Annotated in this window: 12 protein-coding genes; 5 read left to right on the top strand and 7 right to left on the bottom strand. The window is 64.7% G+C overall.

Annotated elements, in window-relative coordinates:
- Positions 1-44: 44 nt before the first annotated feature.
- A complete protein-coding gene (locus ACFQX9_RS18620; RefSeq protein ID WP_018455020.1) occupies positions 45-635 on the bottom strand; it encodes a TetR/AcrR family transcriptional regulator in 591 nt (196 codons plus the stop codon).
- A gap of 100 nt (positions 636-735) precedes the next feature.
- Here ACFQX9_RS18620 and ACFQX9_RS18615 point away from each other — a divergent pair, with 100 nt between their 5' ends.
- A complete protein-coding gene (locus tag ACFQX9_RS18615) occupies positions 736-1,101 on the top strand; it encodes a nuclear transport factor 2 family protein (protein ID WP_018455021.1) in 366 nt (121 codons plus the stop codon).
- Positions 1,102-1,445: 344 nt separating this feature from the next.
- Entirely contained in the window at positions 1,446-3,407 is a 1,962-nt protein-coding gene (locus tag ACFQX9_RS18610) for a bifunctional diguanylate cyclase/phosphodiesterase (protein ID WP_085357451.1), read from the top strand.
- Positions 3,408-3,552: 145 nt separating this feature from the next.
- On the opposite strand, the gene ACFQX9_RS18605 is transcribed toward ACFQX9_RS18610, so the two are convergent.
- The 4 genes from ACFQX9_RS18605 to pgm all read right to left on the bottom strand — a co-directional run bounded on the left by ACFQX9_RS18605 (position 3,553) and on the right by pgm (position 8,335).
- Entirely contained in the window at positions 3,553-4,533 is a 981-nt protein-coding gene (locus tag ACFQX9_RS18605; protein WP_085349959.1) for a PDR/VanB family oxidoreductase, read from the bottom strand.
- An 11-nt stretch (positions 4,534-4,544) separates the two neighbouring features.
- Positions 4,545-5,297 (bottom strand): GntR family transcriptional regulator, encoded by a 753-nt coding sequence (locus tag ACFQX9_RS18600; RefSeq protein ID WP_007595257.1) that lies wholly within the window; start codon positions 5,295-5,297, stop codon positions 4,545-4,547.
- A gap of 6 nt (positions 5,298-5,303) precedes the next feature.
- Complete coding sequence (locus ACFQX9_RS18595) at positions 5,304-6,353, bottom strand: aromatic ring-hydroxylating dioxygenase subunit alpha (RefSeq protein ID WP_247903984.1); 1,050 nt, start codon at positions 6,351-6,353, stop codon at positions 5,304-5,306.
- 290 nt (positions 6,354-6,643) lie between these two features.
- Complete coding sequence (gene pgm, locus ACFQX9_RS18590; protein ID WP_377790009.1) at positions 6,644-8,335, bottom strand: phosphoglucomutase (alpha-D-glucose-1,6-bisphosphate-dependent); 1,692 nt, start codon at positions 8,333-8,335, stop codon at positions 6,644-6,646.
- 96 nt (positions 8,336-8,431) lie between these two features.
- Between pgm and ACFQX9_RS18585 the strand changes: the two genes are divergently transcribed.
- On the top strand, positions 8,432-9,574 hold the full coding sequence (locus tag ACFQX9_RS18585; protein ID WP_377790007.1) for an alpha/beta hydrolase family protein: 1,143 nt from the start codon (positions 8,432-8,434) through the stop codon (positions 9,572-9,574).
- Between the two features lie 85 nt (positions 9,575-9,659).
- Positions 9,660-10,478, top strand: a complete 819-nt coding sequence (locus tag ACFQX9_RS18580; RefSeq protein WP_377790178.1) for a transglycosylase SLT domain-containing protein — start codon at positions 9,660-9,662, stop codon at positions 10,476-10,478.
- Between the two features lie 232 nt (positions 10,479-10,710).
- On the opposite strand, the gene ACFQX9_RS18575 is transcribed toward ACFQX9_RS18580, so the two are convergent.
- Positions 10,711-11,523 (bottom strand): response regulator transcription factor, encoded by an 813-nt coding sequence (locus tag ACFQX9_RS18575; RefSeq protein ID WP_085349962.1) that lies wholly within the window; start codon positions 11,521-11,523, stop codon positions 10,711-10,713.
- 246 nt (positions 11,524-11,769) lie between these two features.
- Here ACFQX9_RS18575 and ACFQX9_RS18570 point away from each other — a divergent pair, with 246 nt between their 5' ends.
- Entirely contained in the window at positions 11,770-12,618 is an 849-nt protein-coding gene (locus ACFQX9_RS18570; RefSeq protein ID WP_085349963.1) for an MBL fold metallo-hydrolase, read from the top strand.
- A gap of 30 nt (positions 12,619-12,648) precedes the next feature.
- On the opposite strand, the gene ACFQX9_RS18565 is transcribed toward ACFQX9_RS18570, so the two are convergent.
- Complete coding sequence (locus tag ACFQX9_RS18565) at positions 12,649-13,539, bottom strand: aldose 1-epimerase family protein (RefSeq protein ID WP_377790005.1); 891 nt, start codon at positions 13,537-13,539, stop codon at positions 12,649-12,651.
- Between the last annotated feature and the right edge of the window lie 44 nt (positions 13,540-13,583).

Raw genomic sequence — 13,583 nt, 5'->3', positions numbered from 1 at the left:
TGTTCTTTTTGTTGACGGGCGTTTCCAATCATCACTTAGCACGATCATGCAGCCACGCGCAGCGCCTCGACCAGCGACCTGAACGCACGGGCATATTCCGCACCCGCCCTTGCGATATCGGCGCGTCCGGCGCAGGCGACGGCGGCCTCCGTTACCGCGCCGAGCAGCAGCCGGGCCAGCGGCTCGACCGGCTGCCGCGCGATCAGGCCGGCCTCCATCGCCGCCGCAATCGCGCGCGGCAGCTTGCCGCCGAAATGTTTGGCGTCGATCTCGCGCCAGCGCTCCCAGCCGAGCACGGCCGGGCCGTCGCGCAGGATGATCTGGCCGGTCGGGCCCTTCGCGGTCGCGGCGAAATAATGCTGGGTGCCGGCGACCATCGCGGCAAGCACGTCCTTCTCGGCACGGGCCGTGCTGTCGATTTCGGCGACGAGGTCGCGCGAGACCTCATTGAACACCGCTTCGAACACCGCCTCCTTGGTCTTGAAGTGATGATACACCGCGCCCTTGGCGACGTGGGCGGCTTCGGCGATCTCGTCCATCGTCGTCGCGACAAAGCCTTGCGTCCCGAACAGGCGGCGCGCCGCCGTCAGGATCGCCTCCGATGTCGCAGCCCGCCGCTCCGCCTGTTTCGCCATGGGTCTGCTGTAGTCGAAATGGACGAGGACAGCCAGTTGACTTTTCGACCGTCGGTCGGTATTTACCGACCAACAGTCGGTTTTATTCGTGAGGTGCACCATGCCGAGCCGTGATGTCGTCGAAGCTTTTGCCAAACGATTGGAGGACGGGGATTTCGTCGGGGCGATCCTCGACTACTACACGCCGGACGCCGCCACCTATGAAAACCAGGGCGATCCCGTGGTCGGACGCGACAAGCTCGCCGCCAAGGAGCGCGGCGTGCTGGCAGCCTTCAAGGAGGTCAAGGCGGTGCGCATTGGGCCGAGCCTGATCGAAGGGGATCATGTCGCGACGCGCTGGAGATTCAGCTTCACCAATGCCGAAGGCATCATCCGAACGTTGGATGAGATCGCATGGCAGACCTGGCGGGGCGATCAGTTGATCGAAGAGCGGTTCTATTACGATCCGAAGCAGTTGGGGCGGTGATGCCTGAAGCACAACTGTCATCGCCCGGCTTGACCGGGCGATCCAGTACTCCGAGACAGGCGTGATTGATCCGATAGGCCGCGGCGTACTGGATGCCCCGCCCCAGTGCGCAAGTGCGCACAAGGCGAGGCATGACAGCGGAATTGGTAGCGAACATAGCCTCCCGTCACAGCCGTAACGCGAGGCGCCGCATTTGTATCGATTTGTTATCGATACAATATCGCGAACACGCAGAAGTGGTCAGAGCAATCGTCGCAAGTTTGGATAATTCATAGTTCGTCAAAGGTTTGCAGCGAATTCTCCTGACCGGGCCGGACAAGCGGCCCATGCTGCTAGGCTCTGGAATGCGGACTCAAACGACCAGCTATTTCGCGCGGCTGTTCGCCGGCGATCTGTCGGCCTTTGGCGGTCCCGTAACCGACGAAGCCGTCGCCGGCCATATCCGCGCCGAACAGATGTCGCTGGTGCTCGGTTATTCGGTCGGCATCATGCTGGCCAATGCCTGCAACGCCGGGGTACTCGTCGTCGCGCTGTGGCATTCGCCGGACTTGAAGCTGGCCTTGATCTGGGCCGCCATCGTGGCGGGCGCCGCGATCGCGTTCGGCCTGCAATCCCATGCCGCGCGCCGCATCACCAAACCGCAATTCGTCTCGCGCCGGGCCATGCATCGGCTGGTGCGCAATGCTTTCATCCTCGGCGCCGCCTGGGGCACCGTTCCGGTCGCATTCTTCGTCAATGCCTCAACGGGCGGGCAGCTCGTCATCACCTGCCTTTGCTCGGGGATGCTGGCGGGGGGCGCGCTGGCCTTCGCCACCATCCCGATCGCCGCGATCGCATTCACGGCCCCGATCTTCGCTGGCATCGCGATCTGCCTCGGCAGGAATGGCGATCCGGCGTTTCTGCTGATCGCTTTCCTGGTGGTCGTCTACGGATCAGTGCTGCTGCGCAGCGTGTTCGTCAATTCGATCGCGTTCGCACGGCGCGTGATGCGGCAGATCGAGGCCGAGCGTACGGTGCGGCAGGACTCGCTGACCCATCTGCCCAATCGCGTCGCGTTCAACGAAACGCTCGATGCAGCCTTGAAGCGGCTCGCTCTGTCCGGCGAGGAATTCGCGGTGCTTCTGCTCGATCTCGATCGTTTCAAGGAGGTCAACGACAAGTTCGGCCATCCCGCCGGCGACGAGTTTCTGGTCCAGATCGCGAGCCGCCTGCAACGCTGCACCCGCGCGGCCGAGCATGTCGCACGCATCGGCGGCGACGAGTTCGCGCTGGTGATGGCCAATCGGGCGCGGCCGGAGGATGCGCTCGAGATCGCCGAGCGCTTCGTCGCGGCCTTCGACGAACCGTTCCAGATCGAGGGTCGCCAGATCGTCGGCGCGACCAGCGTCGGCATCGTGCTGGCGCCGCGCGACGGCAGCACGCAACTCGACATCATGAAGAACGCCGACACCGCGCTCTACCGCGCCAAGAAGGCCGGACCCGGCACGGTGTGTTTCTTCGAGGAAGCCGACGACCGCTCGTCACGCGACCGCAAGGCGCTGCAATCGGATCTGGAAGGCGCCGTCGCCAGGAACGAGCTGTTCCTGGTGTTCCAGCCGTTCCTCGACCTCGACGGCAACCGCATCACCGGCTTCGAGGCACTGCTGCGCTGGCAGCATCCCCAGCGCGGGCTGGTGCCGCCGAGCGAGTTCATTCCGATCGCCGAGGAAACCGGGTTCATCCATGAGATCGGCGAATGGGTTGTCCGCCGCGCCTGCGCCACGGTTGCCGAGTGGCCCGAGGAGATCAGGGTCGCGGTGAATTTCTCGGCCGCGCAGTTTCACAGCAACGGCCTCCTCCAGATCATCGTGCAGGCGCTCGCGGACGCGAAGATCGCCCCGCACCGGCTCGAGATCGAGATCACGGAATCGATGCTGCTGTCGAAATACGCCTCGGCCGCGTCGGTCCTGAACGCGCTGCTGGAGCTCGGCGTCACCGTGGCGCTCGACGATTTCGGCACCGGCTTCTCCTCGCTGACTTACCTGCGCAAGCTGCCGTTCAGCCGCATCAAGATCGACCAGTCCTTCATCCGCGACATGCTGGTGCACCCCGACTGCGCCGCGATCGTGAAATCGGTGATTGGGCTCGCGCGCGACCTGCGCATCGGCGTGGTCGCCGAAGGCGTCGAGACCGCCGACCAGCTCGAATATCTGCGCCAGATCGGTTGCGACGAGGTGCAGGGTTATCTCATCAGCCGGCCGGTGTCGGCGGATGGCGTTCTGGCGCTGCTTGATCCGAAGAAGTTGCGGGCGACCTACGCGGCGTAGCCACCAAAGCATTCACGGCGTCACGGCCGGGCCTGTCCATCCACACCTACGACATCGCACGAAGAACGTGGATGCCCGGGCCTTCGCCTCGCCGAAGCGGCTCCGACCGCGCAGGCGGGACAAGCCCGGGCATGACGACCTCACCTCAGACCGGATCCGCCCGCAGCAGCGTGTCCACCGTGATGGTGCCCCGCGCGCGGGAAACGCAGGCGCAGATCTTCTGGTTGCTTTGCTTCTGATGGTCGCTGAAGAAGACGTCGCGATGGTCGATCTCGCCGTCGATCGCGACCACGTCGATGGCGCAGAGGCCGCATTCGCCCCGCTTGCAATCGTACATCACGTCGTGGCCGCTGGCGTTGAGCACGTCCAGCATCGAGCGCTCGCGCGGGATCTCCAGCTCGACATCGGAGCCCTTCAGGCGCACGCGAAATGTCTCAGTCGGCAGCGTGCCGCTGGAGCCGAAAGTCTCGTAGCGGAGATCGGGAAGCGGATGGCCGGCGCCGATCCAGGCGTGGCGCGCGGCATCCAGCATGCGCATCGGGCCGCAGAACAGCGCCAGCGTGTCTTTGGGCACCGAGGCGAACAGGGCGTCGAGATCGAGCCGCTTGCCCTCATCGCTGGCGTGAACGACCAGGCGATCACCCAGCGTTGCGGCGAGATCGTCGAGATAGGCGGCCTCGGTGCGCGAGCGCACCGCGTAATGCAGCGTGACATCGGTGCCGCGCCGGGCCAGCGCCTGCGCGGCACCGAGGATCGGGGTGATGCCGATGCCGCCGGCGATCAGGCAGTAGTTTTGGCGTGCCCAATCGACGGCGAGCAGCGAGGCGGGCGTCGTGATGTCGAGCCGCGCGCCCGGCCGTAACGACCACATATAGCGCGAGCCGCCACGCGAGTCCTCGGCGCGGCGCACGGCGATCCTTAGACCCTGGGACGAGGCTTCCCCGACCAGCGAATAGGACCGCGTCTCGGGCTGCCCGTCGATGGTAACGCTGATATTGATGTGGCTGCCGACCGGATAGGCCGTGCCGTCGAACTGGTCGGGCCGGATCAGGAATTCGCGGATGCCGGGTGCGAGATCGCGCATCGAGACGAGCGTCGCCGGAATCCAGGTTTCGATGAAGCGCATGGTGACTGCCCTCAATCGGTTGCGGACTTGATCAGCGCAAGCGCCGGCAAGAGGTCGAGATGGGTCCGGTTGCGCAGTGCGAGCCGCAAATTGCGCACCGCGAGCCGCGCATGCTCGCGCATGACCGCTTCGGCGCGGGCGCCTTCGCGGTTCTCGATGGCGTCGATCACGACGCGGTGGTGCTCCTGCCCGATGATCAGGATTTGCTGTGCCTCGGGCAGCGCCGACTGCGCCATCACGAAACCGCTCGGCGACGCAAACGGCAGCGACGAGGCGCGGTCGATCTGCCGGATCAGCGGCGGGCTACGCGACAATTCGGTGAGCAGGGCGTGGAAGCGCGCGTTCAGCGTGACATAGGACGAGAACGCATCGACCGAGATCGGCACCTGGCGCAACAACTCGTCGATCGCGGCGAGGCACTCCTTCAGCGGCTCGAGCTCGCGCGCGGAGACGCCGCGCTCGGCGGCAAAGCGCGCGGCGAGCCCTTCCAGCGTGCCGCGCAGCTCGATGGAATCGGAGATGTCGCGCTCGGAGAACGCCTTCACCATGAAGCCGCCGGAGGGAATCGCCTCCAAGAGGCCCTCCTCCTCCAGCCGCACCAGCGCCATGCGCACCGGGGTGCGCGAGGCGCCGGTGGTCTCCACCGCCTGGAGCTCGGAGATGCGCTCGCCCGGGCGCAACGAGCCCGACAGGAGCTGGTCGCGCAGCGCGAGCTGCGCCTTCACGGTCTGCGAGACGGAGCGGTCGACCTCGCGCTCGGCCATGTCGGCTTACTCCGCGGCCTGAAGATGCTGCGGCGGATTTTCCTTTGCCACCATCTTGTCGATCAGCTTGCGCGTCCACATCGCGCCGGCGTCGATGTTGAGATTGTAGAAGATGCGATCCGGGTTCTCGTCCATCGCGCGCTGCTGCGCCTCGAGGATCAGCTCGTCCTCGTGGAAAATGCCGGAGACGCCGTCCCGGATCTCGGTGGTGATGCGCTGCTCACCGAGCTGATAATTGCGCACGAAGGCCCAGAAATAGTGGCAGGTCTTCTCGGTCTCGGGCGTGATGGTGTTGAGCACGAAGCCGTTGACGCCCTGCGAGCGGTCGCCTTCCGGCGCGCCGGTGCCGGTCGGGGCCACGCCGACGTCGATGGCAATGGTGCAGGGCGCTTCGAAACGGATGATCTGCCAGCGGTCGACGAGGCCGGACTTGCCGAGTTGTTTCGCCCAGAACGGCGGCGCCTCGATGCCGCGCATCCAGCGCGTCACCGTGACCGTCTTTTCGCCATGGGTGACGTCGAACGGCGCCTCCGCGACCGCCTCGTTGCCGATGGAAGAGCCGTGCACGAACGTCTCGTGGGTGAGGTCCATGAGGTTGTCGAGCACGAGGCGATAGTCGCAATTGACGTGGATGGTCTTGCCGTCGCCGGCCCAGGCGGGGTCGTGATTCCAGTGCAGGTCGGGCACCAGCGCAGGATCCGCCAGCGCGGGATCGCCCATCCAGAGCCAGATGTAGCGATGACGCTCGACCACCGGATAGGCGCGCACGCAGGCCGACGGGTTGATGGTCTCTTGCGAGGGCATGAAGGTGCAGCGCCCTTGCGCGTTGTACTTCAGGCCGTGATAGCCGCAGACGACGGTGTCGCCTTCGAGCCTACCCTTGGACAGCGGCACCAGGCGGTGCCAGCAGGCATCCTCCAGCGCAGCCACCGAACCATCGGCCTTGCGGTACATCACGACGTGCTTGCCGCAGATCGTCCGCGGCAGCAGTGCCGGCTTCACATTGGCGTCCCAGGCGGCGGCATACCAGGCGTTCATCGGGAAGGGTTTTGTCACCGGTTCACTCCCAAGGCTTGTGGATACGTTATGTATACAATAGCGGAGGAATGGAATGGTTCAAGGGCGGATGGGAGCGTATTATAATACCTTTATCTCGCATCGTGTATACAAATCTGTTCCGCTGTCATTCCCCGCGAAAGCGGGGAATCCAGTACTCCGCGGCGGTTGTTGGTTTACTCAACTGGCGCCACGGCGTACTGGATCACCCGCTTTCGCGGGTGATGACACCTGTTGATGCGGCGAGTCCCCCCCGGGGGAGCAGTGGCAGCGGCGCTTTGGCTCGACGACTACGCCCCGAACACCTTCGCCAACCCTGTCTGAGCCTCCTGCTGAATCGCCTTCAGGTGCTCGGGGCTGCGAAAACTCTCCGCGTAGATCTTGTAGACGTCCTCGGTGCCTGACGGCCTTGCGGCGAACCAGCCGAAATCGGTCTCGACCTTGATGCCGCCGAACGGCTGGCCGTTGCCGGACGCCTTGCTCAGGGTGGCGCGGACGGGATCGCCGGCGAGATCCTTCAGGCCGAGCTGCTCGGGCGTGACGGACTTCAGGATGTTCTTCTGCGGCGTGGTGGCGGCGACGTCGATGCGCGCGTAATGGGGCACGCCGAACTCGACGGTGAGATCGTTGAAGAGCTGGCTCGGATCACGGCCGGTCTTTGCCATGATCTCGGCCGCGAGCAGGCCGAGGATGATGCCGTCCTTGTCGGTGGTCCACACCGTGCCGTCGCGACGCAGGAACGAGGCGCCTGCACTCTCCTCGCCGCCGAAGCCGAAGCCGCCCGTGAGCAGGCCGTCGACGAACCATTTGAAGCCGACCGGGGTCTCGACCAGCTTGCGGCCGAGTTTTTTCGCGACGCGGTCGATGATCGAGCTCGACACCACCGTCTTGCCGATCGCGGCGCCCTTGCCCCAGTTCGGGCGGTGCGCGAACAGATAGAAGATCGCGGTCGCGAGATAATGGTTCGGATTCATCAGGCCGCCGGTGCGCGTCACGATGCCGTGGCGGTCGGCGTCGGTGTCGTTGGCGAAGGCGACGTCGAAGCGGTCGCGCATCGCGATCAGGCTCGCCATCGCATAAGGCGAGGAGCAGTCCATGCGGATCTTGCCGTCCCAGTCCACCGTCATAAAACGGAACGTCGGGTCGATCGCCTCGTTCACCACGGTTGCCTTCAGGCCGTAGCGCTCGATGATCGGATGCCAGTAATGCACGGCGGCGCCGCCGAGCGGATCGATGCCGATATTCACGCCGGCGGATTTGACCAGGTCGAGATCGACCACGTTGCCGAGATCGGCGACATAGGGTGTGACGAAGTCATAGGCGTGGACGTTCGCGGCTTTGCGTGCCCTGGCGTAGTCGATGCGGTTCACGCCTTTGAGGCCGTCGGCGAGATAGGCATTGGCGCGCTTCTCGATCACGGAGGTCGCGTCGGTGTCGGCCGGTCCACCATGCGGCGGATTGTATTTGTAGCCGCCGTCCTCGGGCGGATTGTGCGAAGGCGTGACGACGACGCCGTCGGCAAGGCCGGAGGTGCGGCCCTTGTTGTAGGTCAGGATCGCATGCGAGATCACCGGCGTCGGCGTGTAGCCGCCGTCCTTGTCGATCATGATGTCGACGCCGTTGGCCGCGAACACCTCGACGGCGCTGACCAGCGCCGGCTCGGCCAGCGCATGGGTGTCGATGCCGATAAAGAGCGGACCGGTCAGCCCCTTTTCACGTCGGTAATCACAGATTGCCTGCGTCGTCGCGAGGATATGGCCCTCGTTGAAGCTGGTTTTGAACGAGGTGCCGCGATGGCCGGAGGTGCCGAACGCCACCCGCTGCGCGGGATCGGCGACATCAGGCTTGCCGGCGAAATAGGCCGTCACCAGCCGCGGAACGTTGGTGAGCGCGTCCGGCGAGGCCTGCTTGCCCGCCGCGGGATGAACATCAACCACTGGATATACCTCGTCCTGTCGTAGAATTGCGCGATACCATAGCATCGGCCAAGCCCCCGCCAAGAGCACAACACCCGCGATGGGGCGGCCGTTCCTGAGATCATGCTATGGTCTTTTGATCGGGGCTTTTCGAGTCGGGGCATGACGCTGTTTCAGAGGCTCTTGGTTGTTCTGATGGCCTGGTTTGCGACGGCTGGCATCGTGCCCGATGCAATGGCCGCGGAGTTCTACACCGAGGACTTGCGTATCCCGATGGCCGAGGCCGGACTGCAGGGGCTGGAGGCGTTCCTGGTCCGGCCGGCCGGGACCAGGCGCTATCCGCTCGCGCTGCTCAGCCACGGCTCGCCGCGCAGTTTCGACGATCGCGCGACGATGTCCGCGCACAAATATTACGGCATCGCTCTCGAATATGCCCGGCGCGGCTTTGCGGCGCTGATCGTGATGCGGCGCGGCTACGGCACCTCGCCCGGCGGGCGCGTCGACAGCGTCGGGGGCTGCGCCAATGCCGCTTACCTGCCGGCGGCGGCGGTCGCGGTTGCGGATTTGCGCGCGGCGATCGAGGCGATGGCGCGCAGGGCCGACGTCGCCACATCAGGCATGATCGCAGCCGGTCATTCTGCCGGCGGGTTCGCCACCGTCGCGTTGACCGCGCAGGCGCCAGCGGGTCTCGTCGCCGCGATCAGCTTTGCCGGCGGGCGCGGCTCGCGCGACGACGACGACGTCTGCAATCCCAACGGGCTGGTGCAGGCCTTCGCCACGTTCGGCAAAACCTCGCGTGCGCCGATGCTGTGGGTCTACGCCGCCAACGATTCGTACTTCGGTCCCGAGCTCGCGCGCCGCCTCCATGACGGATTTCGCGCCAATGGCGGCAACGCGAAATTCGTCGCAGCGCCGCCTTACGGCGACGATGGCCACTATCTCTATTCGGTGGTGAGCCGTCCGCAATGGACGCCCTATCTCGACGCCTTCCTGCGCGAGCGAGGTCTCGGCCACGATATCCTGAGCCCGCCTGATCCGCTCGCGCCGCCGGGCCAGCTCAGCGAGGCCGCGCGTGCCGAGTTCGCGCGCTATCTCGCCAGCACGATGCCGCACAAGGCTTTTGCGGTGTCGCCGAACGGCGGTTACGGCTGGCGTTCGGGGCGGGCAACCGTGGACGACGCCCAGCGCGATTCACTTGGCGCCTGCACAAAATGGTCGCCCGCCTGCACGCTCTATGCAGTCGACGACAAATTGGCCGGGGCTGCGCCAAGCACATCAACCGACCAGAGCTCGCGGTCGCGATAGCTTCATTACGCCGCCGGCCGCTCGCGCCGTCCGAGCCAGGCCGCCAGAAAATCGGTTGTTAACTCGAAAGATATAATACATGTCCATGCTGCGGGATCGAACACACATCAATGCCAGCGCGGCGTGGACACACGTTGCGATCGCTGTGCTTTGGTTGGCATCCACCTCCGTGCACGCTCAGGGCAGCGCTCTGAACGGCGCGGAACCGGCGTTGGCGGCTGGCGGTCACGATGCAGATCTCGGCGCTGGAGAGACGCCGGCCTCGCGGGCGGCGATTCGAAAGATTATCGAAAGAGAAACGGCCAGGACCGATCTGCCCGCCGACATCGCGGAGGCCGTCGTCTTCGTTGAAAGCGGATACAATCCGGGCACCATTGGCGCCGTCGGCGAGATCGGCCTCATGCAAATTCGACCCGAAACGGCAGCGATGCTCGGATTTCGGGGACATAACGCAGAGCTCGCAGAGCCCGATATCAACATCCACTATGGCGTTCTCTATCTGAGCCGCGCATGGCGCCTGGCAGGCGGGGACCTTTGCCGCGCCCTGATGAAATATCGAGCCGGTCATGACGAGGAGTCCATGACGCCGCGCTCCCAGGTTTATTGTCATCGCGCCCGTAATCGTCTTGTCTCTATGAACTCGATGAATGTGGGAAACCAGGCTGCCGCCGTCCCAGATGTGGCACCGGCGCCAACTCCGGCGCCCACCGTCTCGAAGTCGGCGCACAATCAGAAATCAGCGCACAATCAAAACAGACCGGCACAGCCGAAGGACGTTTACGCACGTTACCGTCAAGGCACGGCGGTCGCGAGCAGGGCATACTGGGCAGCACAGGAAGCCCGGGTCCGCATCATCCAGGCTCGCGTCGAAGCCAAGTGGAAACGGGTCGCATCACGCCAATAGAATTAGAGTCGCCTGCCTTGAGACGAGCAGCGATTGGACGAACGACATTTTTGAAACCGGACTTTGAAACCGAACCTGAATAGAGATCATGCACAATAGTTTGAGAGTTTTGTTTGCAATCTTCGCGACCGGCGCCGTGGCGCTGTCGGCCTTTCTCGCCATTCGGTTCCTGGTCGGCTTCAGTGGCTGAAGCCGACGGCTCAGCCGGCACCGTTTCGTGCTGCGCCCGGCTCTAGAGCCGTTCGCTCAGCGCGAGCTTGTAGCCGACCCCGGTGACCGTGGTGATGACGGGCGTGCCGCTGCCGACGAGCTTGCGGCGCAGCCTCGCCACCAAGGCATCGACGGTGCGGATGTCGACCTCGGCCTGGCGATTGCTGACGACCTCGATCAGATAGTCGCGGCTAAGCGGCCTGCCGTCGGCACCGACGAGCGCTGCGAGCAGGTCGAATTCGGCGCGCGTCAGCGCCACCGGCTTGCCGTCGCTGCCGAGCAGCTCGCGCCGCGTCAGGTCGATGATCCAGTCGCCGAAGGCGATCGAATTGTGGTTGCGCGCCGCCTTGCGGTCGATCGAGCGCCGCCGCAGCACGCTTCGCGCGCGCGCGAGCAGATCGCGCAGATCGATCGGCTTGGTGACGTAGTGGTCGCCCGCGACCTCGAGGCCGAGGATGCGATCGACGTCGGTGTCGCGGCGGGTCACGAAGATGATGCCCGCGTTGCTGGTCGCCTGGATCTCCTTGGCGAGATCGAAACCGTCGCCGTCGGGCAGCTGCACGTCGAGGAAGACGAGATCGGTCCGCGTCCGCAGCGCCTGGCGGCATTCCGCGCAGGAGCTTGCGCCGACCACGTCGAAATTGTTCTCGCTGAAATAGCCGACCAGCATCGTCCGCGTCACCGGATCGTCCTCGACGACGATCAGCCGCTCGCGGCCAGCGACACGCAATTCCTGGACTGCGGAATCAGCCACGATGTTGGATGTCCTGTGTGCTTGCGGGCCGACCTCGAAGCTCAGGTCGCCGAGCGCGCCGTCCTGTGAACGTACATTCACGACTGTTCGAGCCCCCTCGAATTGCCTGCTGCAATACTAGGCGCGTTATCGCGCCCAAACAACATTGGTCACGATCTGGCCGTATTAAGTATGAATTGGCCCACACTTCTCGTCCCGCGCATCATGTTCGGGAGCCCCGCACAAGCGGTTGTTGTGGGGGCTGACGGCCGTCCCACGGACGCTTGCCTCGCCAACCGCTTCAAATCTACTGTAACGCCCGAAAAGTCTGCCCCAGGAGGTGGCGCCATGGAAGTCATCCTGCTCGGCACCGGCGGCCCGCGCCCGGACCCGCGCCGCATGGCGACGACAACGCTGATCAGGCTCGGCGAGGAAAATATCCTGATCGATGCAGGCCGCGGCGTCATGGTGCAGCTCAACAAGGCCGGCGTGCCGCTCGGCTCCATCAACACGGTCTTTCTCACCCATCACCATTTCGACCACATTGGCGACCTCTACGACGTGATGCTCAATTCATGGATGCACGGGCGCAAGGACGATCTGCGCATCTATGGACCGCCGGATACCGAACGGCTCGTCAATACGCTGGTCACGCAGGTCTACGACAAGGACATCACCTGGCGCGATCAGGGCGAGCCGAGCTTCGGCGGCTGGAAACCTGTCGTCGCGACCGACATTATACCGGGCCCCGTTCTCGACACCGGGCGCTGGAAGATCAGTGCCGAACTCGTCTCGCATGGCGACGGCCTCGACATGTCGCCGGCCTTCCTCGCACGCTGGACGTGCCTCGGCTACCGCTTCGAGGCCGAAGGCAAGGTCATCGCAATTTCCGGCGATACGGTGCCGTGCCCCGGTCTCGAACGACTGGCTGAGGGGGCCGATCTGCTGGTCCAGTGCTGCTTTCTCGCCACGCCGGAGATCGACAACGAGCACCTGCGCCGGCTTGCGAAATTCACGATCGCCTGCGGCGATACAGTCGGCAAGGTCGCGGCCAAGGCCGGCGTTAAGAAGCTCGCGCTGACTCATCACCGGCCTCGCACCGATGATTCCATGCTGAATGCGCTGCTCGCGGATGTCAGGCGGGACTACGCGGGTCCTGTCGTGCTCGGCGAGGACCTCACGCGGATCGAGGTCTGAGAACTTGAGATGCGCGAAGGCCGTCCGGCCTCAGGACGATCCAACCTCAACCCGAAATGACAATTGCTCTTCCGTCCCGGGCGCGATGTGCATCAGGCCCGTCTTGTCAGTGAATTCGCCGTCGAAGCCGGCGGGACTGGCATAGCCGCGCCAGGGCTCGATGCAGAGGAACGGCGCGCCCGACGGTTTCGACCAGACGCCAAGCTCGCGAAAGCCGCGCCATGACATTTTCAACCACGGCCCGGTGGACGCGCCCTGCTCCGCGGCATAGCGGACCGAAGTGCTCGCAATCCGATCGAAGATGATTGCGTCGTCGACGAACAGGGATTCTGACAGGGGCAACACGGAGCCTTGGACCGGGCTCGGCTCCGTTGCCGGACGCAGCAAGCCGCCGTCGAGACGGCGGACGGGGGATGGCTCTGCGTTCGCGAAGCTCAGCGCGTAACTCTCCTTCGCCAGTCCTGGTTGCAGCGGCCAGTTGAAAGCGGGATGGCCGCCGAGCGAGGCCGGCAACATCTCCTTGCCGGTGTTCGCGACCACGAGTGAAAGATCGAGACCGGATTCGTCGAGCGCATAGGTTGCCGTCAGGCGGAACGCAAAGGGGTAGAGCGCGCGCGTCGTCTCGCTGTCTTCGAGCACCAGGATACAGCGACTTTCGCCACGTTCCATCCACGCAAAGCGGCTGTCACGCGCGAAGCCGTGCTGGGTCATCCGGTAGGTCCTGCCCCGGTGCCGCAATTCGTCATTGGCGAGACGCCCGACGATCGGAAACAACAGCGGCGCATGGCGCGGCCAGGCCGCCCCCGCCTGCCAAACGAACTCGATGCCGGCATCGCTCGCCAGCGAACACATCTCCGCGCCTTGCGCCTTGATGGTCGCGGCGAGCCCGCCGCAGCGGATTGTGTGCGTGTCGTCGGTCATAGTAGCCTGCTCCGATCATCGCAATTCGCAGGACAATTTCTAAA

This window comes from Bradyrhizobium sp. GCM10028915 (assembly GCF_042666195.1).
Lineage (GTDB): Bacteria > Pseudomonadota > Alphaproteobacteria > Rhizobiales > Xanthobacteraceae > Bradyrhizobium > Bradyrhizobium canariense_D.
The sequence above is the reverse complement of the archived record's forward strand: the minus strand, read 5'-3'. Positions and strand labels throughout refer to the sequence as shown.